21 protein-coding genes are annotated in these 23,342 nt (G+C 49.3%); 10 read left to right on the top strand and 11 right to left on the bottom strand.

The annotated features are described in order from the left end of the window. Nucleotides 1–237: 237 nt before the first annotated feature. The 4 genes from AB1L17_RS30025 (at nucleotide 238) to AB1L17_RS30040 (ending at nucleotide 3,683) form a co-directional block, all read left to right on the top strand. Nucleotides 238–912 carry a response regulator transcription factor gene (locus AB1L17_RS30025; protein ID WP_412848595.1) on the top strand — a complete coding sequence of 225 codons (675 nt, stop codon included), beginning with the start codon at nucleotides 238–240 and terminating at the stop codon, nucleotides 910–912. Next, a complete protein-coding gene (locus AB1L17_RS30030; protein ID WP_412848594.1) occupies nucleotides 912–2,204 on the top strand; it encodes a sensor histidine kinase in 1,293 nt (430 codons plus the stop codon). Before AB1L17_RS30025 ends, AB1L17_RS30030 begins: the two co-directional genes overlap by 1 nt. 141 nt (nucleotides 2,205–2,345) lie before the next feature. Beyond that, nucleotides 2,346–2,633 (top strand): HesB/YadR/YfhF family protein, encoded by a 288-nt coding sequence (locus AB1L17_RS30035; protein WP_412848593.1) that lies wholly within the window; start codon nucleotides 2,346–2,348, stop codon nucleotides 2,631–2,633. Nucleotides 2,634–2,774: 141 nt separating this feature from the next. Next, nucleotides 2,775–3,683 carry a hypothetical protein gene (locus AB1L17_RS30040; RefSeq protein ID WP_412848592.1) on the top strand — a complete coding sequence of 303 codons (909 nt, stop codon included), beginning with the start codon at nucleotides 2,775–2,777 and terminating at the stop codon, nucleotides 3,681–3,683. A gap of 73 nt (nucleotides 3,684–3,756) precedes the next feature. Here the strand turns inward: AB1L17_RS30040 and menC are convergent, their stop codons facing one another. From menC to AB1L17_RS30060, 4 genes are all read right to left on the bottom strand, one after another. Next, a complete protein-coding gene (gene menC, locus AB1L17_RS30045) occupies nucleotides 3,757–4,905 on the bottom strand; it encodes an o-succinylbenzoate synthase (RefSeq protein ID WP_412848591.1) in 1,149 nt (382 codons plus the stop codon). 1 nt (nucleotide 4,906) lies between these two features. Next, a complete protein-coding gene (locus tag AB1L17_RS30050; protein WP_412848590.1) occupies nucleotides 4,907–6,064 on the bottom strand; it encodes a M20 peptidase aminoacylase family protein in 1,158 nt (385 codons plus the stop codon). A 53-nt stretch (nucleotides 6,065–6,117) separates the two neighbouring features. Beyond that, nucleotides 6,118–7,527, bottom strand: coding sequence for a YfcC family protein (locus AB1L17_RS30055; RefSeq protein WP_412848589.1), 1,410 nt, complete (start codon nucleotides 7,525–7,527; stop codon nucleotides 6,118–6,120). A gap of 179 nt (nucleotides 7,528–7,706) precedes the next feature. Beyond that, on the bottom strand, nucleotides 7,707–9,731 hold the full coding sequence (locus tag AB1L17_RS30060) for a sigma-54 interaction domain-containing protein (protein ID WP_412848588.1): 2,025 nt from the start codon (nucleotides 9,729–9,731) through the stop codon (nucleotides 7,707–7,709). A gap of 159 nt (nucleotides 9,732–9,890) precedes the next feature. Between AB1L17_RS30060 and AB1L17_RS30065 the strand changes: the two genes are divergently transcribed. Both AB1L17_RS30065 and scpC read left to right on the top strand, forming a co-directional pair. Beyond that, nucleotides 9,891–10,562: a LytTR family DNA-binding domain-containing protein gene (locus tag AB1L17_RS30065; protein ID WP_412848587.1), complete on the top strand. Its 672-nt coding sequence runs from the start codon at nucleotides 9,891–9,893 to the stop codon at nucleotides 10,560–10,562. 141 nt (nucleotides 10,563–10,703) lie between these two features. Further along, on the top strand, nucleotides 10,704–12,215 hold the full coding sequence (gene scpC, locus AB1L17_RS30070) for a succinyl-CoA:acetate CoA-transferase ScpC (protein ID WP_412848597.1): 1,512 nt from the start codon (nucleotides 10,704–10,706) through the stop codon (nucleotides 12,213–12,215). Between the two features lie 73 nt (nucleotides 12,216–12,288). On the opposite strand, the gene AB1L17_RS30075 is transcribed toward scpC, so the two are convergent. The 6 genes from AB1L17_RS30075 to AB1L17_RS30100 all read right to left on the bottom strand — a co-directional run bounded on the left by AB1L17_RS30075 (nucleotide 12,289) and on the right by AB1L17_RS30100 (nucleotide 17,317). Further along, nucleotides 12,289–13,320, bottom strand: coding sequence for a cytochrome d ubiquinol oxidase subunit II (locus AB1L17_RS30075; protein WP_412848586.1), 1,032 nt, complete (start codon nucleotides 13,318–13,320; stop codon nucleotides 12,289–12,291). Continuing rightward, nucleotides 13,317–14,651: a cytochrome ubiquinol oxidase subunit I gene (locus tag AB1L17_RS30080; RefSeq protein WP_412848596.1), complete on the bottom strand. Its 1,335-nt coding sequence runs from the start codon at nucleotides 14,649–14,651 to the stop codon at nucleotides 13,317–13,319. Before AB1L17_RS30080 ends, AB1L17_RS30075 begins: the two co-directional genes overlap by 4 nt. Nucleotides 14,652–14,815: 164 nt before the next feature. Further along, the gene (locus AB1L17_RS30085) at nucleotides 14,816–15,589 is read right to left on the bottom strand and encodes a pirin family protein (protein WP_412848585.1); all 774 of its coding nucleotides are present in this window, start codon (nucleotides 15,587–15,589) and stop codon (nucleotides 14,816–14,818) included. A gap of 57 nt (nucleotides 15,590–15,646) precedes the next feature. After that, the gene (locus tag AB1L17_RS30090) at nucleotides 15,647–16,033 is read right to left on the bottom strand and encodes a DoxX family protein (RefSeq protein WP_106841768.1); all 387 of its coding nucleotides are present in this window, start codon (nucleotides 16,031–16,033) and stop codon (nucleotides 15,647–15,649) included. Between the two features lie 75 nt (nucleotides 16,034–16,108). Continuing rightward, nucleotides 16,109–16,735: an FMN-dependent NADH-azoreductase gene (locus AB1L17_RS30095; protein WP_412848584.1), complete on the bottom strand. Its 627-nt coding sequence runs from the start codon at nucleotides 16,733–16,735 to the stop codon at nucleotides 16,109–16,111. Between the two features lie 135 nt (nucleotides 16,736–16,870). Continuing rightward, nucleotides 16,871–17,317, bottom strand: coding sequence for a MarR family winged helix-turn-helix transcriptional regulator (locus AB1L17_RS30100; RefSeq protein WP_412848583.1), 447 nt, complete (start codon nucleotides 17,315–17,317; stop codon nucleotides 16,871–16,873). A 190-nt stretch (nucleotides 17,318–17,507) separates the two neighbouring features. On the opposite strand from AB1L17_RS30100, the gene AB1L17_RS30105 reads away from it, so the two are divergent. The 4 genes from AB1L17_RS30105 (at nucleotide 17,508) to AB1L17_RS30120 (ending at nucleotide 22,913) form a co-directional block, all read left to right on the top strand. Beyond that, nucleotides 17,508–18,608, top strand: coding sequence for a carbohydrate kinase (locus AB1L17_RS30105; RefSeq protein ID WP_412848582.1), 1,101 nt, complete (start codon nucleotides 17,508–17,510; stop codon nucleotides 18,606–18,608). A 3-nt stretch (nucleotides 18,609–18,611) separates the two neighbouring features. After that, nucleotides 18,612–19,538, top strand: coding sequence for a pseudouridine-5'-phosphate glycosidase (locus AB1L17_RS30110; protein ID WP_412848581.1), 927 nt, complete (start codon nucleotides 18,612–18,614; stop codon nucleotides 19,536–19,538). A 689-nt stretch (nucleotides 19,539–20,227) separates the two neighbouring features. Then, nucleotides 20,228–22,648: a heavy metal translocating P-type ATPase gene (locus AB1L17_RS30115; RefSeq protein WP_412848580.1), complete on the top strand. Its 2,421-nt coding sequence runs from the start codon at nucleotides 20,228–20,230 to the stop codon at nucleotides 22,646–22,648. A 64-nt stretch (nucleotides 22,649–22,712) separates the two neighbouring features. Continuing rightward, nucleotides 22,713–22,913: a cation transporter gene (locus AB1L17_RS30120; RefSeq protein ID WP_412848579.1), complete on the top strand. Its 201-nt coding sequence runs from the start codon at nucleotides 22,713–22,715 to the stop codon at nucleotides 22,911–22,913. A 217-nt stretch (nucleotides 22,914–23,130) separates the two neighbouring features. Here the strand turns inward: AB1L17_RS30120 and AB1L17_RS30125 are convergent. Continuing rightward, the coding region (locus tag AB1L17_RS30125) for a hypothetical protein (protein WP_412848578.1) at nucleotides 23,131–23,342 on the bottom strand (212 nt) is incomplete at its 5' end.

A 23,342-nucleotide genomic window follows, 5' to 3' on the forward strand; every position in this document is an offset into this window, starting at 1 on the left:
TCAGTTTTGAAGGAATAAGACGAAAAGCTGTATTCCCGATTACTTGCAAAAGTAATGGAGAATGCAGCTTTTTTTGTATGCATGTAGACATTTACAAATCTGATTCAAAAAAATCCGTGTTCTAATAAAAGGAGCGTGTGCACAGCCACGATTGGCGAGCATGGCCATTATTGTGATTCCAGTCGATTATGCTATGCTGAATGACATACAGCTTTTTCAAATGAAAGAGGGATCAATATGCTTATTCTTGCAGTGGAAGATGAAAAAGCTCTGCTTCAGACAATTGCCGGCGTCCTGACTGATGAAGGATATCAGGTAGATACGGCAGAGCGCGGAGATGACGGCTTGCTATTAGCGGAACGCGGCATCTACGATTTGTTGGTCCTGGACATCATGATGCCAGGAATGGATGGTCTTTCACTGGTGAGAACATTGCGTGCGAAAGGCATGATGACGCCAGTTTTGTTTTTAACGGCAAAAGATAGTGTAGAGTCGAGAGTCGAGGGATTGGATGCTGGAGCAGACGATTATTTGGTCAAGCCTTTTGCTGCCGAAGAACTGACGGCGAGAGTGAGAGCCCTTTTGCGTCGCCAAGGGAAAACCAGCATGGAAGGCGAGCTGGCGTATGGTCCAATATCGTTGAAGATAAATGAGTATGACGGATTTGTTGATGATGAGCCGATGAAACTGACAACGAAGGAGTATGAATTACTTAAGTACTTCCTGCAAAATCGGGAGCAAATATTGATCCGACAACAAATCTTTGATCGCGTATGGGGAATTGATTCGGAAGCCAATTACGGAGTAGTCGATTTGTATGTCCATTACCTGCGCAAGAAGCTGGGCGCTTATGAAGGCTTCATCCGAACGATCCGCAATGTGGGCTATATTTTGAAAAAGGAAGATAAATAATGTTTCAAAAAACGAGGATTCGGCTCGTGACCTTGAACGTAGTCGTAGTGCTCCTCTTGTTGAATGGGCTGGGGAGTGCAGTCTACTACACGATGAAGTACCGTCTTTATTCTCAGGTGGACAGAGAAATGTCCAAAGTCAGTCAAAGGCTAGCGGTAGATTCTTTGCCCCGTCTCCATCGAATTGAGGACGATCCTTTTCCGTACAATCGTCAGGAGAGAAAAAAGTTTAACGAACTGGATCGACGATATGTTTTGCTCGTCTGGGATAGCTTTGGCCGTGTCATCGGTACAGCATTTGGAGACCGGCTGGAGCCAGAGGAATATGCCGAATTCCAGCATAACGGAAAGGCAGACGGGATCGAGACAAAAACAGTGAATGGACAAGTATATCGCGTGCAGACGGTGACGGTACCGAAAAAGGTCATTGTAGGCAATCGGATACAGACGGCGTCCCAGTTTCAATTGATTTACAATTTGGCCCCTGAGCAAAATATGCTGGACAGCTTGCTGTACGTTGTGGTAATCGGCGACATTATCAGTATTGTCATTGCGATCGTAGCAGGATGGTTTTTGGCGAGAAAGGCATTAATTCCGATCCAGGTCTCGTGGGAAAAGCAGCAGCAGTTTATCGCCGATGCGTCTCATGAGCTGCGGACGCCGCTAACCGCGATCATGGTCAATCTGGAGAGGCTATTTCGCCACCCGGATCACACCATTGAACAGGAAAGTGAAAAAATCATGATTGGGATGCAGGAGGCCAAGCGTTTGAGCAAGCTTGTCGCTGATTTGCTCACACTGGCTCGCAGTGATTCTAACGAGCTACAGATCATGAGTCAAACGCTTCGCCTAGACGAAGTTGCGATGAAATGCACCCAGGTTTTTGCACAGCTTGCTATCGCAAGGGAAATTCGGTTGGAGACAAACATCGAGCAACCGATAGAGATGGTAGGGGACCAAGAACGTCTCCACCAGCTCTTGGTTATCTTGCTGGACAATGCATTGAAGTATACCAACAAGGATGGCCGGATTTATGTCGCTTGCAAAAAGGAAGGCGGCCGCGTCTCGATTCTCGTAAAAGACAGTGGAATCGGGATTTCCAAAGAAGACATTCCGTATATGTTCGACCGCTTCTTTCGGGTGGATAAAATGCGCTCCCGAGCGACAGAAGGAACTGGCTTGGGGCTTTCCATTGCCAAATGGATCGTGGACGCGCACCACGGAAAAATTCAGGTCAGCAGTGAGGTAGGTATCGGAACGAGTTTTTTGGTTACACTTCCAATAAAGCCTTAATACAGATGAAAAGAATCGTTTTCCCAGCGCAGGGAATCGGTTCTTTTTCAAATGGGAGAGCAATTCCATTTAACATACTTTTATGTTTCAAATATCTCTAAATTGAGGTAAACTAGAAGAGAAGAGAGGAGTGGCGTACTAATGAACATTACGATCACAAAAGCCGCGGTAGCATGGTTTCGGGAAGAATGGGGATGCAAAGAAGGAGACAGCATTCGTTTTTTTGTCCGGTATGGAGGCGTTAGTACGGTTCAGGATTCATTCTCGATGGGGATTGCCAAGGAGTTGCCAAATGAAATCGGCATTTCGACAGTAGAGGATGGCATTACATTCTATATGGAAAAAGATGAGCTGTGGTATATGAATGGAAAAGGGTTGATTGTCGATTATCGACCGGATACAGATGAAGTAGATTTTAAGCTGGATTAAGGGAAATGATAGCTAGTAGATAAAGGGGGCTCCGGATATTCGGGGCCTTTTACTATGAGCAAAAAATCAAAAATATCATACTTTACAAACAAAAATGTATGTTATATTATGGGTACATAAATGGAAAAAGGAGGAAGTTATATGCGTTTACTTGATTCTTACTTGGAGCTTGGCATTACGGGAATGGCACGTGCAGCTGTAGCGGGATGGTTCGACGGTCATTATGGGGCAGCCTTATTGGCAGGGTACTTCATGAATCGTGAGCACGATCTCCCTGAACATGTAAAAGACGGCATTGAGCGGACATGCGAGTCCTTCCGCAAGCAGAAGCCTGAATGGTTTGTTCCACTAGATCAAGACGAGCAAGCTGACCCCTCCTTGTTACAGCACGTCATCAATGGCCTCCAGCAAAATGTGAAGCAGCTTCGGACCTCAGGCCATGGGCTAGCACTAGGTGTGTTGGCATTAAAAGCACTGCGCGAACGCCCTGATATGATCACTCCAACTGTGGTGAATGGATTGGTCAAGATTCTCCAAGCGACGACAGAAGACAGGAAAGACCGATATTGGGGCATCGATGATTACCATGGTATGACGATTGACGATGTCAAGGACGAGGTTGCGCCTTACGATACAACCGCAGAGATGGCAGAGCGGGCGTTTGACGAGTTGCATTTGGTTATACCGCCGCGTGATATTAACGGGGTACGCTATCATTTGGCGAGCGAGGTCGTCCATAACATCACACATGCTCATGCGTTAACAGATCTGGAGCGATTCGGTTATGAGGATATTGTGAAGCCTGGTATCGAGAACCATCGTCTTCAAATCTATTTGAATCGCCATGTTCCTGAGTTTACTTTGGAGGATGAGGTGAAGGAGCCGGCGTTCGAGGAAATTTTTTCACCGCTATACTGGGAAAGACTATACAGCGATCCTCATGCATTGAAGCTTCCGTATGCTGCACTGGATCTACTAAAGCGGTTTCCGCCAGAGAAGAGGGCTCTTGCCGAGCGTAATTTGTGCAAGCTTTTGACGATTACGGATTAATACAATCACCTAAATAAAAAGAACAGGGAGGCCAATAGGCACTCTCTGTTCTTTTTCACTTCGATTGATTCGTCTACCAGGTCGGAATGACCGTCGTAGTAGACTCGCGATTGGCATGGTAGCTTTTATGCTCGATCAAGGCATTGCGAATGGCAGACTCATTGATTTCGAAGCCAATTCCCGGAGCGGTTGGTACAGCCAGCATACCAGGAGCTGCAAAATCGATGACGGGTGTCACGATATCTTCAGCAAAATAGCGATGGGAAGGAGACGTATCGCCAGCAATCGTAAAGTTGCCAAGCGATGCCATCGCGATATTGTGAGCACGGCCAATCCCCGCCTCCAGCATTCCTCCGCACCATACAGGCACGCCGCGTGACGCACATAGGTCATGGATTTTCTTGGCGTCTGTCAGACCGCCTACGCGACCGATTTTGATGTTGATGATCCGGCAGCTGCCCAGCTCAAGTGCTTTGCGGGCATCTTCCACGGTATGAATACTCTCATCGAGGCAGATCGGTGTTTGCAGTTCCCTTTGCAAGGTCGCATGGTCGATGATGTCGTCATGGGCCAAAGGCTGTTCAATCATGATCAGACCGAAGCCATCCAAAGCCTTCAGCATCTCCATGTCCGCCAGTGTATACGCAGAGTTTGCATCCGCCATCAGAGGGACGTCTGGCCCAAACGTGTTGCGAATTGCACGCATTGGCTCGACATCAAAGCCGGGTTTGATCTTTACTTTAATTTTTTTGTAGCCATCACGGATGAAGCCGTCTACGCGTTGCAGCAGTTTTTCGATAGTCGGCTCGATTCCGATACTCACACCGACATCAATCGTCGTACGAGTTCCGCCCAATGCTTGGGAGAGGGAGAGGCCGTTCATTTTGGCGTACAGATCCCAGACGGCACCTTCCAAAGCGGCTTTGGCCATATGGTTGCGGCGCATCCAGGAGAAGAGACGGGATACGTCATCAGGATGCTCGATCTCACGTGCAAACAGCTGTGGGATCAAATACTTTTCAAGCATGTACCAGACTGTATCGACGTCTTCTTCATTGTAGACAGGGACGTCCATCGCGACGCTTTCGCCGAAGCCGACATGGGAACCGCTGTATGCACGTACCAGAATGCATTCCTTGTGGGTCTCGACTCCCATGCTCGTCTCAAAAGGGGAATTCAACGGGATTTTGATTCGTTGCAGGTCCACGCGTTCGATTTTCATGTCATCTCTCCTCAACCGTTCGTTTGGATGGGCATTCAAACGTTTTCAGTACCGTTCTTGCCAAAATCTCGATTCCGTCTAGCAGTGCTTCTTTTTCAAAAGTCATCTGCGGGTGATGAAGTCCTGGTGTAAGGCCACAGCCTAATCCAAGCATGGTCGCACGAAGCTGTGGACGTTCCTTGGTGTAGTAGTGGAAGTCTTCCGCGCCAGGTGTCTGGATCGGTGGTTCGAGCTTATCTGCTCCCAATGTTTGGGTAATGGCATCCGCCATGATCAGTCTCGCTTCTTCGTTCACTTCCGCGGCATAGACGCGTTCGGTGATCTCGTAAGTCAGCTCAACCTCATACAGACGGGAAACGTGCTGCAAAATGTGCTCGACACGGGCAAATAGGGCGTGAATGACTTCATTCGTCTGTGCCCGCAGATCCAAGTGGAAATGCGCTGAGCCCGGAATGATATTGCTGCTTTTGCTGCCGGCTGCAAGCTGCGTCATTTTGACGGAATACGGAACGAGTGGATCAAGGTGAATGCCTTTTAACTGCTCGACAATCGCAGCGGCTACCTCAATGGCATTGACCCCGAGATGAGGTCGTGCGCCGTGAGCATCTGCACCTTTGATCTGTCCAAAAATGGTCCCCGCCGCGCCGTGCATAATAGCGGAAGCAGCCGTGCCGCGAGGGATTTCCTGAATGGGACGCAAATGAACGCCGTACAGGAAATCAATGTCGTCCACAACCTTCTTGTTTACCATGGCAAGCGCGCCATTTCCGCTTTCTTCCGCTGGTTGGAAAATGAGCTTCAGACGCCCAGGGAGCTGAACGTCCATCGCTTGCAAAACCATGAGGACGCCTAACGCCATGGTCATGTGCGCATCGTGTCCGCAGGAATGGTTCGCGGTAAAGACGCCGTTCACTTCTTGCCAGAGTGCATCCATGTCTGCTCGTACGCCTACAGTGAATTTTCCTGGGGTCAGATCGCCCCATTCGCCGACGACTCCCGTCACGTCGTCAAAGGTAGTGACGCGGCAATTGTGTTTGTTCAAGAAGTCTGCGATGAAAGAGGTAGTCTGGACTTCCTCCCAGCTTATCTCTGGATGTTGATGAAGATGATCGTATAGAGAAAAAATGGCGGGCTGCAATTGTTCGATAGTTGTGCGCATGGTTCCTCCATCGGTTTGTTCGTGGGTAGTCGATAAGTGAAGCGAAGGCTACTTTAAGAAACGCCGATTGTCACAGCGACAATGAGAGCGACTGAGGCAATCACGGCCCAGCCGAGCAAGAGCTTCCAAATGAATTTGACCCATTTCTCATACGGAATGCCTGCAACAGCCAGATAGCCCATCAACGCAGAAGAAGTCGGGATAATGGAGTTGGTTACCGCATCACCGTATTGGAAGGCGAGTACTGCTACCTGACGTTGGATGCCGAGCAAGTCCGCAATCGGCACCATGATTGGCATGGTAGTCGCTGCCTGTCCACTTCCAGAAGAAATGAAGAGATTAAGAAACGCTTGAATCACAAACATGGCGATGACGTTTACGGCATCTGGCAAATGACCAATCGCCGAGGTCAAACCGTTAATCATCGTATCAATGATTTTTCCGTCTTCCAGGACGACCGTAATGGCGCGGGCAAAACCGACGATCAGCGCGCCAAACGTAACGGCTTTCGCACCAGCGACAAAGGAGTCAAACAGCGTATTGACCGACAAACCACCGAGGAGACCAGCGACCAGACCCATGATCAGGAAGGAAGCGGTGAGCTCCGTCAGGAACCATTCGTACTTGAATACACCGTATACGTTAAAAGCGAGACCACAGACCATCACAAGGAACACGAGCTTGTGACGCGCATTCAAATCAGGAATGTCTACTGTTGCTTGCTCAGGGCTTGCTTGGTTCTCAACGCCATAAAGCACACTCTTGGTCGGGTCTGCTTTGACACGATACGCATAGCGCATGACGTACCAGATGGCAAAGGCGAGTACGAAGACATATACGACAGCACGGAAGGTGAGTCCAGAGAAGAGCGGCAATTGTGCGAGCGACTGCGCGACCCCAACTGTAAATGGATTGATCATCCCGCCCATGAAGCCCGCTGCTGCTCCCATGGTAATCATCGCGGTACCCGTTACGGCATCGAACCCCATCGCACGAGCCAGCGCGATACCGATCGGAACGAAAATAATGCTTTCTTCCGCCATTCCCATGGTGAAGCCACCGATGGAGAAGAGGAACATGGAAGCGGGAATGAGTAGCTTTTCCCGACCTTCCAGATGTCGGACACCTTTATTGATCCCGGCCTCAATCGCTCCGGTCTGGCGGATGATTCCGAATACACCGCTTACAATAAAGATGTAGAAAATGATTTGTGAGCCTTTCTGCATCCCTTCTGGAATCGCTTTGAACATGTCAAAGAATGAGACCGGGTCACTCTCTACAGGATGGTAGCTCCCGTTAACCACGACTGTTTTACCAGAGGCTTCGTCCTTGACCCGTTCGAACTCACCCGTCGGGAGTACGTAGGAAGCTAGGGCTGCCAAAATGATGATAATAAAGAGGATGGCGTACGTATGCGGCACAGAAAAACGTTTCTTTGCAGGCTTCGATTGATGTGTAGACATGAGGTCACCTCGCTTTTTTTTGCTTATTACAAGCAAGGGGCGTGCCAAGTGTCGAAATTTCGTGAAAACAAGCGGTATGAGTGGTTTTTCTTCAGAAAGGAAAAAGGGTAGCATAAGCTTTAGGAATGTTTATTAGGTTTTATGCAGCCTAATACATCCTATTATTCATTGGGCGGAAGTTAAATCCGCCCGTGTGTTCGTAGCAATTCGATACCTGTCAACGTGATAGTGGTTCCTTGCCGCGTCGTTCCAGAACGTACCAAGCCTTGCTGTTCCAGCGATTTTAGCTTGTTCCGCAGGGCGCTCTCCGTCCAGCCAACGGATTGCAGTGCAGGGGAATGCGCCAGCTGATAACGGCCTACCGGTTTGTTGGAAATGTAATAATGATGCAAGCAATATAGAATATCCAAGTCTCGGTCGTCGTCTATAGTCGGGACAATAGCTGCCTGCTGCTTTTGAAACAAGCGGTCCGTCAAGCGCTTGGGGAGATCCTGAACACCGATGACAGGATGCTCGCTTACCGTGATGGCATAGTCGACGACATTTTTCAGTTCACGGATATTCCCCCGCCAGTCATGACGATTGAATAACTCCATTACTTCTGGTGACCATGATTTGCGAATACCTTGTTGCTCCAGATGCTCCTCAATGAGGAGTGGGATATCACTGATTCGCTCACGCAACGCCGGAATCTGGATCGGCAGGACAGCTAAACGATAGAACAGATCCTCGCGAAAAACCCCTTGGGAAACGGCATCCTCCAAATCGCGGTTGGTAGCTGCGATGATGCGGCAATCCACAGACAGAATGCCCGTACCGCCTACACGGATGACCTGCTTTTCTTGCAGCACGCGAAGCAGCTTGACCTGAATGGCCCCAGAGATATCACCGACTTCATCGAGAAAAATCGTGCCACCGTCCGCTTGCTCAAACAGACCGGGCTTCCCACCCTTTCGTGCTCCAGTGAAGGCACCATCTTCGTAGCCGAACAGCTCGCTCTCCAGCAGGTTTTCCGGCAAAGAGGCACAGTTGATCGCCACGAAGGGTCCATTCTTGCGCAGAGAGTGCTGGTGAATAGCATGGGCGAACAGCTCTTTTCCCGTTCCGTTTTCGCCTGTAAGCAGGATCGTTTGGTTGTTTTTCGCCATTTTTTTGCCGAGCTCGATGGCTTGGAGCAGAGGTTGGCTTTTTCCTTTGATATCAGAAAACGAGTAGGTCGCTGTATGACCGCGCAAAGTGAGCGTGGTTCGCAAGCGCTGGATTTCGGTCACGTCTTTTAGCGTACAAACAAAGCCTAAATGCTCGTGCCTGCGGCGGATGCTCTGACTGCTGACGATAAATTGTCTATGATCAATAGAGACGAGGGCATCCTCCTGATCCTCCGTTTCAAAAAAGGGCTGCAGCAAGCTGTGTTCCTTCAACACCGTATAGGGCTGTCCGACAATAGGGGAGGCATGCGGACAAAACAACTCAACGGCGACATCGTTCATAAACGTGATCAGACCTTGCTCGTTACAAGCAATAACGGGGTCTTTGACTGCCTGAAACGTAGATTGTAGCTGGCTGTTCAGCTTCTGTACTTCCGCGTAGGAGGTGCCGAGCATTTTGGCGAGCTCAGACATTTCTGCAATGAAGGCAGACAAGTACTCGCGCTCCCACTCAATCGGCACACCTACCTTACGCCCCGTATCAATCAGGTCATGAATGTTGATTTTGCGAAAACCAAGATCGATAACCTCCACATGAGGAGGAAGCGGTACGTCGGGAATGCTCATAATGATGGCATACTGAAATTCGAGTTCATCAAAAGTACAGCCAGGGTGAAAGGGAACGTAATTCAAATGGTCGACGTTCGCCTCAAGTAAATTTTGAATGACCTCCTGTGCAGTCACAGGCGAATTGTTCATGACAGGGACGGTCGTTCCCGGGGGTATCTGCATCAATGCTTTCATTTTGCGCAGCTCAAAAAAACGGTTTAATACTGTGATGGGTACGGAATCGGCCACGGCTTGGCGGGCGACCGTATACAGCTCCGGAGATTTGGTCGTGATAAAAACATGATCGACTCCGCTCAAGTCGGGAATGTGTTCATGGCTGGCATAACCGATGACTTTGCAATACGGCTCGAAATAAGCCCGCAGCTCTTTTAGCAAAAATTCGAGTGTGTCCGTTCCTTTTGCAATCAAGACAATGGTGTGATCCATGCTGCACCGCCTTTACTCAAACAATCGTGAATGTTTTGTAATCTCATGATAGCACAGTGCTTGGCAGTAATCGGATGGATTCGCTTGTATAGAGAGGAAAGACAAGGATTGATTTGCGGGCAGGGAAGTGTGTTTTAATAGAAGAAAGGAGGAATCAGCATGGAGGACAGATTGGTTCCAGAGGTGCTGCAAATGATTGGGGAAGTCGTGCCAGAAGGGGTATCGATCGCGATCTCTGACGGTTCACAATACTTGTACTACCAGCCGAGTTCCAATATTGATTTGAAAATTACGCCAGGGGATGTAGTACCTATCGGCTCGGCTACCCATCAAGCGCTCATGGAAATGGGAAAAGTGGGGCATCAGGTGGAGAGTCGTATTTTTGGCGTCCCGTACTACGGACTCTCGCTTCCGTTGGTGCGCGATGGTCAGATCATGGGCTGTATTACCGCCATCTATCCGCCTCAAACTGTTCCGCTCACTAATCCGGAGCCGCGTCTATCGTTTTTGATCGGAAAAGGGGAGGACGGCTGGCTGCCGATTCCGTTGACCGAGATCGTCTACATCAGCTCCCATGAAGGGAAAACGCTTCTGCATACGGCAAGTGGCTCTTATGCCAACAAATACAACATGGCTGAGCTTGCGTACATGCTGCCGCAAGAGCGATTCGTGCGCTGTCACCGGTCTTATTTCGTCAATATGGAGTCGATTGGCTTCATTCACCCGCATTTTCATTCCACGTTTTTGTTGGAAATGAAGGACAAGCAGAAGACGAGAGTCCCGGTGAGCCAGACATACGCCAGTTCATTTCGACAATTGCTTGGCTTTTGAAATGTTTGACATATGAGAATGGTTCGCTGTCGCTTTTTCTAGCTAAACGCGTAAATATTCTGCTTTGTTGGAAATCGAGTGCCCGCTCAGAATCTGTATGCTAGTGTAATAGCAACAAAGATGGCATGGGAGGTCACAATGATGTGGGAGCGCTTACGCGATAAACGACTGGCAGATAAAATCGTGACAGCTGAGGTAGCAGCAGGATGGATTGAGGATGGCATGACGATCGGGTTAAGTGGTTTCACGCGTGCTGGTGATGCCAAGGTCGTGCCGCTCGCATTGGCTGAGCTGGCGAAAAAAGAGAACAAGCCTTTTGGCGTAAACGTATATACAGGAGCGTCACTCGGCTCCGATGTGGATGCCGTGATGGCGGAAGCGGGGATCATCAACAAGCGATTGCCTTTTCAGGCTGATCCGGTCATGCGCAAAAAAATCAACGATGGCAGCATGATGTTCGTCGACCAGCATTTGTCGCATACAGCGGAAGCCATTCGCCAAGGAGCCATAGACGCTATCGATTATGCAATTGTGGAAGCGGTTGCAATTACAGAAGAGGGCATGATCATTCCGGCAACATCCGTGGGGAACTCTAATATTTTTGTGGAAAATGCCAAGCATGTCATCATTGAGCTGAACATGGCTCAATCGGTGGAGCTGGAAGGCATCCATGATATTTATACACCAGCCATGCAAGGAGAACGCGAACCAATTCCGCTCACGTCCGTAGATCAGCGAATGGGCACAGCAGGGATTCCTGTTGACCCGAATAAAGTAAAAGGAATTGTCCTGACGAATCAATTGGACTCTCCATCGACGATTGTGGAACCGGACGAAGAAACGGCACAGATTGCGGCGCATCTGATCGAGTTTTTGCGTCAGGAGGTAAAAGAGGGGCGCTTGCCGAACAATCTCGCGCCATTGCAATCGGGAATCGGCTCGGTAGCCAATGCGGTTTTCAACGGGTTCCTCGATTCAGAATTCACGGATCTGACTGTCTTCTCGGAGGTATTGCAGGATGCGGTGTTTGATCTGCTCGATGCGGGCAAAATTTCGTTTGCCTCAGGCTGTTCGATCACGCTGACGGCTGACAAGATGAAGCATGTTACTGACAACTTCGCCCAATACCGCGACAAGCTGCTCTTGCGTCCGCAAGAAATTACGAACCATCCGGAGCTGATTCGCCGCCTTGGTCTGATTGCAATCAATACCGCGATTGAAGCGGACATCTATGGCAACGTCAATTCGACCAACGTATCGGGCACGAGAATGATGAACGGAATCGGCGGCTCTGGTGATTTCGCCCGCAACGCCCGTCTGGGCATCTTCGTTACCAAGTCGATCGCGAAGGGCGGCAACATATCAAGCATCGTACCTTTTGCCTCCCATGTGGATCATACCGAGCACGATGTAGATATTATCGTCACCGAGCAAGGCTTGGCAGACCTGAGAGGCTTGGCTCCGCGTCAAAGAGCCATCAAAATAATCGAGAACTGTGCGCATCCGATGTACCGCGATCAATTGAGAGCGTATTACGAGGAAGCACTCACACGCGGTGGACACACTCCGCATGTACTGGAAAAGGCATTCTCCTGGCACGTTCGTTATGCACAGGAAGGCACGATGCTTGCGAAGAAGCCTGCGCTCGTATAAGAAAAGAAAACACATAGCCAAACCCGCCGGGGCTGATGAATGCCTGGGCGGGTTTTTTGGCGTGCAAAAGGATTCATTTTTGCCGGACGTACTGCTCGTCCTTCATGAACAGCCGCCAGAAATAGATAAAACCAGGAACAAGAATGGCAAAGCCGACCAAATAACAAATGAACAAGGCGTGGAACGTATCAGGATGCGTAAAGCTGGACTCAATCGTCACATGGGGATAAACGATGTAAGGCAGTCGTGCCGCACCGTACGCATAGCTGGCGAGCAAGTATTGTGTCGTGGCGACAATGACAGCGATTCGCGGCAGATGGATGCCGAAGTATCGACGGTCCTGGGGCAGCAAGAGGGCGATATAGCTGATGAAAAAGCAGACCGCAGATGCAATGAGCCAGGGTAGATAGTCGAGAATGCGGTCGTACAGCCATTTCGCCTCCATTTGCATGGTGAGTACGGTGACCAATGCCGCAAGCAACGTGATCGGACCCAGAAGCACGGCATCCCGGCGATAGACGGCGAAGGCCTGCTTTTCACCTGCGACGAAGGAGTAGTCTGCGAGCAATAGAGACGAGAGGAAGAGCGTGCTGCTGACGGCAAGGCCGATGTAGGAATAGACGTGGGGGCTGGTAATAAACAGTCCCCAGTCGAGATACTCCACACCATTGATCATCCGCGAGAACCCGCCCTGGGTCACGGGAAGTACACTGATTAACAGAGCCGGAACCAATATCCCGGTGATGCCGGAGACGATGCTGAGCATCTTGTCATACTTGTAAATCAGGTGCGAAAACACCATAAACGTACTGCGAATCAGCATCAATAACACCACGAGACATCCGGGAACCAGCAGCAGGCTCCCAAGCGTGTAGGTCGCACCAGGAAAAAACGTTACGAGCGCTACGACGATCAATACGATAAAGACGTTCACGACCTCCCAGGAGGGAGAGAGGTAGCGATTGGCGATTTGGGTTGCCTTGGTTTTTTCACGATTTAAGTAGATCATCGACCAGAATCCGGCACCGAAGTCGAAGGAGGCAGCGACGGAATAGATGACGACAAAAATCCAGAGCAGCGTAATGGCAATAATGGTGTCGGTCATGCCGTTCCTCCATCTATTTTTGGCTGTTCCTGCGGATCGAGCTCCAAAGGATGGCGGCCAAAATAACTGCGGAATACGAGCAGGGTGACGACCGCAAAAAACACGTACACCGAGAGGAATATCCAGAAGAGCGTAGAGATGCCTGCGGCTTGGGTAGCGGCGTCTGCTGTTTTCATCACACGATACACCACCCATGGCTGTCGTCCCGTGCAAGCAAAAATCCAGCCGAATTCAATGCCTAACAAGGCGAGCGGTCCACTCGCGACAAATACCCAGAGAACCCAGCGAGGAAACTGAGAGCGTTTCAGCATCTTTTTCCAAGCGAAACCGATAAAGCCAACGAAGATCAGCAAGCTGCCGATAATCACCATCCCGTTAAAAAGGGTATGGACGTAGAGCGGGGGCCACAGCTCCTCTGGAAAATCATCAAGACCGACGACGACCTCGTCAAAGCGATTGGCTGCAAGGAAGCTGAGCGCCCATGGAATTTCGATCGCGTATTTGACTTCTTTTGTCTCGCGATCGGTAAAGCCGCCAATCGCGAGTGGGGCGTATGCTTGTGTTTCAAACAACCCTTCGGCAGCGGCTAGCTTTTCCGGCTGGTATTTATGCAAAAGCTGCGCGGATTCATGTCCGTTCAATGCGGTTAAAAGGGAGAAGGTGCCGCCTACAATTAATCCGGCCAAGAGTGCTTTTTGATGGTACAAATAAACGCGACTGCCTTTGTCTGCGCGTAGCATCTTCCACGCTGCAACGCCAGCGACGATAAATGCTCCTGTCATATAAGCAGAGACCGTCACATGGCCTGCTGTCACAATAAAGCTGGGGTTGAAAAAGGCTTTCCATGGGTCTACGTCCACGATCTGCCCATCGACCATCCGAAAGCCAGTAGGAGTCCCTTCAAATGCGTGGACATTCGTAATCAGGATCGCGGAGGCCGTCGCACCGAGCAGTACCATGAATAAGCTCAATAGACGCATGTTGCGGGAGAGACGGTGCGCGGCGTAGACGTAGATGGACATAAATAAGGCTTCCACGAAGAAAGCGAATATTTCGATCTGAAAAGGCAGCGAAATTACCCTGCCGACGATCTCCATGAACCCGGGCCATAACAAGGAAAGCTGGACACCAGCAATTGTTCCAGAGGGGATGGCAACACCAAGCAAGATCGCCTGGGCTTTTGTCCAGCGTTTGGCCATGATCTCGTAATCGCGGTCACGCGTCCGCCAAAAAAGAAGCTCCACAAGCAAGATCATGAGTGGGAGGCCAACGCCTAAAGTCGCAAAAATAATATGAAAGGCCATGGTCGTCCCAAAAATGGCTCTGGTCATAACGATATCTTCCACGTTCAACTTCCTTTCTGATCGGCCCCAAAAATTGTTAACGATTTCCTCGTTAATGTCCCATGTGGAGGCGGAGTTTATACGAAAAAGACCGTCACAAAAATGTGACGGCCTGGTTGGGATGATTGAATAAGGGCAGTTGGAAGAATCAATTATTTACGATAGAGCGGATAATCCACTTCAGTCGGTACTTGAATCAACACCAGACGGAGGGGGGCATCGGATGTTGCTTGGTAGATGGCTGTGCTGTTTTCCTCAGCGGAGAGGACGACAAAGTCACCTGTGCTTGCTGGCATCAGATTTTCGCTGACGACTGCTTTCTCTGCAACGCTCCCAGTCCCTTCGACAATGACGACAGCGTGAGAATAGCCAGAGGGTAGCTCATGTGCATATGATGCTCCTGCCGGAATCGTGATATCGCTCATCATGGAATCTGTTACTAGCTGAATGGGCGCAGACGGTCCAACGATGTGTTTTACCCGTACACCATCTACATCCTCATACGGAAACGCTTCGTGATCATACTGATTGTAGGTCGGTGGCTGTTTCGTTGTTTGCGCGAGATGCGGTTCAAACCAGATTTGAAACATTTCCGTATCCTTGCCGAGTTCTTCTGCATGGTACGCACCAGAGCCGGTTTGCATGATCTGCGCGCCGCCTGTCGATACTTCCTGAAGGTTCCCGAGTGTATCCCGATGACCGACTGTCCCGGTGAGGACGTAAGACAAAATCTCAAAGCCGGAGTGGGGGTGTAACGGGATTTCAAATGTCTTCAGTGATTTTGCCCATGCCCAATAAAAAAGTGGTCCTACCCGTTTTACAACGGAGCCTTCATGTGGGAAGCCAATTGGTTTGCTCTCTACGATTTCACCGTCGCCAAAATGTCCTTTTGCTTGCTCGTTCTGTGTGTAGACGCGGATTTCCATCTGGTGTTACCTCCCTCTAGTACGATTGCTGGCTTACGGGTATTGAGGGATCACCGATTAAAACAAAACGTATGCTCCTGGACCAATCAAAGCCACACCGATAACGACTGCGATTAAGGTCAGGTTGTATTCAAATCCGTTTTGCGTGACCCAATATCCATTTTGACCGTGTACCTTCAGAATGGCAACCAGCATTGTGAATGCGAGCAAAATAGAGCTTGCCCAAATACCTACACCTGCCGCAAACATGAGACCACCGACGAGCTCAGCCAAGCCAGCGACAAAAGCCATAGCGACGCCAGGTTTAACTCCGATAGACTCCAGCCAGCCGCCAGTTCCTTTCAAACCATAACCGCCAAACCAACCAAACAGCTTCTGAGCACCATGCCCTGCAAACGTCAAACCGATGACCAAACGAATTAACAGCAATCCAGTATCCAACACTTTTCATCTCTCCTTAATTATTTTTAATTAATATATCTTTATTTTGAGATATTTGTCCAAAAAGGCTGGCGGGCCTTAGAAGGATTCCGCCAGTTTTGCTGCTTTTTCTACACCAGCTGCAACGAGCTCAGCTGCTTTGTCTTGGAATTGGTTGTGACCTTCTACGATCACTTCTGTTACATTGCTGATGCCCCAGAAACCGAGCACAGTGCGCATGTATTTATTAGCCATTTCGATTTCAGCCATTGGGCCTTCGGAATAAACGCCACCACGTGCGCTCAACAGAGCTACTTTTTTGTCACCCATCAGACCAACTGGACCTTCAGCAGTGTACTTGAATGTTTTACCTGCTTGAGAGAGGTAATCTACATACGTGTGCAATACTGCAGGAGCCGAGAAGTTCCACATTGGGAATGCGATAACAACTTTGTCAGCGTCTGCGAATTGGTTCAGGTATTTGTTAACCAGTTCAGTTCCTTTTTGCTCATCAGCAGTCAGCTCGTAGCCGTTTCCAGCTTTCCACATAGCAGTGAGCAAGTCATTGCCATAGTAAGGGAGGTTTTCTGCAAACAGATCCAATTCAGCGATTTCATCGTTTGGATGTGTCTCTCTGTATGTCTTCGTGAAAGCTTCGTACAGCTTTACACTTGTAGCCTGCTCAACTGGGCGGTCGTTTGCTTTAATAAAAAGTACTTTACTCATGATAATTTTATTCCCCTTCCATTTAGTAAGTCACTAACTTTTAATGTGTAAATCTTGATTTTAAGATTATTATGTTTAAGATCTTTTGTCAACACTTTTTTAAAACGATTGTGGTGGAGAGAGGGGACTGCTCATCTAATAAGTAGCCTGAGCAGTGCGTCCCAACTTTTTTAGCAACTCGATTGCCTGACGCTGTTCTTCTGGTGTGAGTCCCTCCATCGCTTTTTCGATTGCCAGCTGATGAGGAGGGAAGATTTCAGACAAAAATTGGTGTCCTTTTTCCGTCAGCTCCGCATAAATCACGCGACGATCTGCCGAACAGGGCTTGCGAATGAGCAATTGCTTCTTCTCAAGCTTGTCCACAACGTATGTGATGTTTCCGCTGGAGATCAATATTTTTTCGCCAATTTGCTGCAATGGTTGAGGACCTTTATGAAATAATACCTCTAAGACTCCGAACTCGGTTGGATTCAGGCCATGCTGGCGAATGTGACGATTGGAGTGAGCGGTAACCCAGTTGTATGACCTCGATAATACTACAAAAAGATCGAGGGGATCATTCCGCAGTGGTTTGTCAGACATATGGACCCTCCTATTCATCGAAACTTCGATATCTTTAATTTAAGATAATCCTACAGGTCGTATGCAGATTTGTCAATTTGAGATGAGAAAAATAATAATGAAAACAGGTCTATGCAAAACAAATGTCTTTATGATAAACTTTTGTTTGTAAACGAGCTGTGAAAGCGAAACAGAAGAAAGGAGGATGACCGTGGAAAAAGACATGCAGATCCTTCATCACATCCGGCAAAATCCTTTTATCTCGCAACAGGAGCTGGCCGATCTGATTGGTATCTCACGTTCAGCGGTAGCTGGCTACATCGCGCAGCTGACCAAACGTGGAGAAATCAAAGGACGGGCTTATGTGCTTCGTGATGAAGGAATGATTGCTTGTATCGGCGGGGCCAACCTGGACCGTAAAGCACGCGGCAAGCAACAGGTGCGCCTACACTCATCCAATCCGGTAACGATTATGGAATCGTGTGGAGGGGTGGCACGAAATATCGCGGAGAACCTCGGACGTCTTGGCTGCAATACGTCGCTCATTACTAGCATTGGTGAGGACAAGGAAGGCGATTGGCTTTTGCAGGAGACGAAAAAGCATGGGGTGCATATCAGCCAAGTGTGGCGACTGCCTACGCAGCGGACGGGAACGTATACAGCGCTTCTCGATATCGATGGCGAAATGGTTGTTTCCTTGGCGAATATGGATATTTACGATGCTCTCACACCGGAGATGTTCGCGGAGAAATGGTCGCACATTGCAGCAGCCCACGTGGTTTTCATCGATACAAACATTCCGGCGGACTGCCTGGCCTACATCATCGAACGTTGTCGGGAGGAAAACATCCTGCTCTTCGTTGACCCGGTCTCTTCAATTAAAGCAAAGAAGCTCCCACAGCAATTGGACGGAGTAGAAGCGATTTTGCCAAATCGCGAAGAAGCCGAGCTGATGGCTGGCATGAAGATCACCACGATCGAAGAATGCGCCGAGGCTTGCCGCAAGATCAGGGAACGAGGCGTTAAGCACGTCATCGTGACCTTGGGTGAAGAAGGAATTTATTATCAGTCCGAGGATGTTGAGGAGCATATGGCTCCGTATCCAACGGAAGTAGTAGATGTAACAGGTGCGGGAGATGCGTTCGCGTCGGGACTCTTGTATGGCATTGTAAACGGAGAGTCTTTCCAGAGAGCGTGCCGCTTGGGATTGGCAGCATCAGCCTTGACATTGCAAACAGAGCAATCCGTATCTCCTCTATTAAAAGCAGAACAATTGGAACTGGCCGTAGAACAATTCGAAAAGGAGCGATAAGACATGAAACAATATTTGACCTTTACTGAGGAAGTACGCCACGCACTGGAGAACAACCTGCCAGTAGTTGCCCTGGAGACGACGATTATTTCGCACGGTATGCCATATCCGCAAAACATTGAGATGGCAAAAGAAGTAGAACAAATCATTCGCGACAACGGTGCCGTACCAGCTACGATCGGAATCATGGACGGCAAAATCAAAATCGGTTTGACTGACAGCGAGCTGGAAGAGTTTGCGACGAACAAGAATGTAGCAAAAGTAAGCCGTCGCGACTTCGCTTACATTTTGGCTAGCGGTAAAATCGGTGCGACTACAGTAGCGGCAACCATGATCGCAGCTGAGATGGCTGGCATCCACATGTTTGCAACTGGCGGTATCGGCGGGGTACACCGTGAAGGCGAAATCACTTGGGACGTATCCGCTGACCTGACTGAACTGGCGCAAACAGATGTAGCGGTAGTATGTGCAGGTGCGAAATCCATCCTCGATATCGGCCGCACACTCGAATATTTGGAAACACAAGGTGTACCAGTTGTTGGCTACCGCACAGATGAGTTCCCATCCTTCTTCGCTCGCGAAAGCGGCTTTGGCGTAGACATGCGTATCGATACACCAGAAGAAGTAGGTAAGATGATGAACACCAAATGGGATCTGGGCCTCAAAGGCGGTATGATTATCGCGAATCCAGTACCAGAATCCGATGCACTCAACCACCAGGAAATCGAGGCTGTAATCCTGAAAGCTCTCGCAGAAGCAAAAGAAAACAACATTGCTGGTAAACAGGTAACGCCTTTCATGCTCGATAAAGTGAAAAAGCTGACAGAAGGCAAGAGCTTGGCAACGAACATCGCACTGGTGAAACACAATGCGGAAGTAGCAGCGAAAATTGCGGCTGCTTATCAGAAAGAAGCGAATCAAGGTAAATAAGAGAGATCGAAGATCGACCAATTGCCCCCAGTTAATCTGGGGGATTTTTTGTTTTTTGAGTTGCTGTAGTGGGGGAGGAAGAAGCGCATTTCCGTCTACGCTTCGGCCTACGCCCCGCTGAGGGATTGGACTGTCCGCTCCGGAATAAATGTCGGGAGCGCCTCAAAAGTAGAGTTTCGAAGATGGATTCGCAGAGGTTGAGGCTGAAAACCCCCGCCATTCATTCCTACGCTGGGTCGGGCTCCAGAGGCGCTAGGACTGGAAATGCACTTCTTCCTGTGCAGCTGTGTTAACATCGTGAAAGTCGGTTCAAGTGAGGAAAAGACGATTCCCAAAAGATATCTTGGACGTAATGCCGCTTGTGTTAACCTGCAAAACGGTGTAAAAGCATGGCGAACACTTCGCTGTTAAGAAGTACTGCCATATGTTTGGAAGGAGACCGCCCGAGCGAAGGGAGGAAAAAGGCGACTGGAAAACATGTGGCAGTGCTTCGTCCCGGCACTAAAGTTAGAGGACCACCCATCATTTTTCCCTATGTTTTCAACACGTAAAGCCCATTTAGAAAAAAATTGAAAAAAGTACTTGATATACCCTGAGGGGGTATTGTATAGTAAGGGTGTGAACAGGAAACAACGTAAGGGAAACGATACGATAAAATATACCCCTCAAGGGTATGTGGAGGGATTAAAATGAGTACCAAAACAGCGGAGGCAACAGTTGCAATCTCAGGGATGACTTGCGCAGCTTGCGCACTGCGCATCGAAAAAGGTTTGGGAAAAATGGAGGGAGTGGAGACCGCCAACGTCAATCTGGCATTGGAAAAATCCACAGTCGTGTTCGATCCAACGAAAACGAACATCGACGATATCCGCTCCAAAATTGAATCGCTCGGCTATGGCGTCGTCACTGACAAGGTGGAGCTAAACATCTCTGGAATGACATGTGCGGCTTGCTCCACGCGAATTGAAAAAGGCTTGAACAAAATGGATGGAGTTCTGAAGGCGAATGTGAACCTGGCGATGGAAACAGCCACTGTCGAGTACGATTCAGGGCAGGTCAGTGTGACTGACATCATTCAAAAGGTAGAGAAGCTGGGGTATCAGGCGACTCGCAAGGAAGAAGGAAAAGAAGAGGAAAAAGTAGATCGCCGACAAGAGGAGATCAAACGTCAGACCCGCAAGTTCTGGATATCCGCGATTCTGTCGCTCCCGCTGCTCTGGTCGATGGTAAGCCACTTTTCCTTCACATCGTTTATCTGGCTGCCTGAAATCTTGATGAATCCGTGGGTACAGCTCGCGTTGGCAACACCGGTACAATTCATCATCGGAGCACAGTTTTATGTAGGAGCTTTCAAAGCGCTTCGCAACAAGAGTGCCAACATGGATGTGCTGGTCGCTCTCGGTACCTCGGCTGCTTACTTTTACAGCCTGTGGGTCGCGATTGACTCCATCGGTGGTCATGGCGGCCATATGCTGGAGCTGTACTTTGAGACCAGTGCGGTACTGATCACGTTGATCGTGTTGGGGAAACTGTTTGAGATGAAGGCGAAGGGACGCTCTTCGGAAGCGATCCGCAAACTGATGGGCTTGCAAGCCAAAACAGCCGTAGTTGTACGCAATGGCGAAGAAATGACCATTCCTGTAGAAGAAGTGAGACTGGGCGACATCGTCCACGTGAAACCGGGCGACAAAGTACCTGTCGATGGCATCGTAATGGAAGGACAGTCCGCAGTTGATGAATCCATGCTGACTGGTGAAAGTATTCCGGTGGATAAAGCCGCAGGCGATACCGTCATCGGCGCCACCTTGAACAAAAACGGTTTCTTGAAGGTCCAGGCAACCAAAGTCGGAAAAGAAACGGCTCTGGCGCAAATCATTAAAGTAGTAGAAGAAGCACAAGGAACAAAAGCACCGATTCAACGCGTAGCTGACAGCATCTCCGGGATTTTTGTCCCAATCGTAGTAGGGATTGCCATTCTTACTTTCTTGATCTGGTACTTCTTCGTAATACCTGGCAACTTCGGTGAGGCTCTGGAAAAAGCAATTGCCGTACTCGTAATCGCTTGCCCATGCGCCCTCGGTTTGGCTACGCCGACCTCGATCATGGCGGGCTCTGGACGCGCAGCTGAGCTGGGCATCCTGTTCAAAGGCGGGGAGCATCTCGAGACTGCTCACCATCTGGATACGATTGTCCTCGACAAAACAGGAACAGTAACCAAAGGTGAGCCTGAACTGACAGACGTCATGGCAATTGATATCGAAGAGCAAGAGCTGCTCGCTTTGGTAGGTGCTGCTGAGAAAAATTCCGAGCACCCATTGGCTCAAGCTATCGTTCGCGGTATTGCTGATAAAGGAATCACCTTGACGAATACAGATTCGTTTGAAGCCATTCCTGGTTTCGGTATCCGGGCTACCGTCGCTGGTAAGGAAGTACTCGTCGGTACCCGCCGCTTGCTGGAAAAACATCAAATTTCGTACCAATCCGTGTCTGATACCATGCTGGCACTGGAGCGCTCCGGTAAAACGGCGATGCTCGCAGTCGTCGAAGGCAAGCTCGCTGGATTGATTGCCGTAGCAGATACAATTAAACCGACCTCCAAGAAAGCTGTCGAGCGCATGAAGGCTATGGGACTGACCGTCATCATGATGACCGGTGACAACCGTCAAACTGCCGAGGCCATTGCCCGTGAAGCAGGAATCGATCACGTCATCGCAGAAGTCCTGCCTGAAGGCAAAGCCGCAGAAGTGAAAAAGCTGCAAGCACAAGGCAAAAAAGTCGCGATGGTCGGCGATGGTATCAACGATGCGCCAGCACTCGCTACAGCTGACGTTGGCATGGCGATCGGTACAGGTACAGATGTAGCCATGGAAGCAGCAGATATTACCCTGATGCGCGGCGAACTGACCAGTGTTGCAGACGCCATCGAGATGAGCAAACTCACCATCCGCAACATCAAACAAAATCTGTTCTGGGCATTGGCCTACAACACTCTGGGCATCCCGATTGCCGCAATCGGCTTCCTCGCTCCATGGCTGGCCGGAGCCGCAATGGCTTTCAGCTCCGTATCCGTTGTACTCAACGCACTGAGATTGCAAAGAGTGAAGCTGTAATAACAGTAACAAGCGGCTTTGTCCGCCTTACTATACAACCATAAATGTTAAGGAGAGATTGATAATGACTAATATCACATTGAACGTAGAAGGTATGTCTTGCAACAAATGCGTAGTGCGCATCGAGAACACATTGAAAGAATTGGGTGCAGAAGGCAAAGTGCACTTGGCTGATAAAAAGGTTGATGTTTCCTACAATGAGAGCACATTGACTCTTGAAGCAGTGAAAGAAGCAATCGAAGACCAAGGCTACGACGTCGTTTAATTAGAAAAGCTCCTGCCTGATTCAATGAGGCGGGAGCTTTTTGCTGTTGTAGTATGTGTAGCTGTAGGGGAGGGGAAGAAGCCCATTTCCAGTCTACGCTTCAACCTACGCCCCGCAAGGGGTTAGACTGTTCGCTCCGAAATAAATGTCGGGAGCGCTTCAAAAGTAGAGTTTCGAAGATGTAATCTCAGAGATTGAAGCTGAAAACCCCCGCCATTCATTTCTCCGCTAAGTAGGGCTCCAGAGGCGCTAGGACTGGAAATGTTCTTCTTCCCAAGCAGCTTTGTTCTACATCGTGAAAGCGGCATTCAAGGGGTCTACTTTCTCTTAAAAAAGCATGTAGAATCTCAACAGCTCGTAGAGGAAACAGGAGAAAACCAGCTAATAGTTTGTCAAGTTTTTTAAAATCTTCTCTGTACTTGTGATATC

This window comes from Brevibacillus jepli (genome assembly GCF_047229145.1).
Lineage (GTDB): Bacteria > Bacillota > Bacilli > Brevibacillales > Brevibacillaceae > Brevibacillus.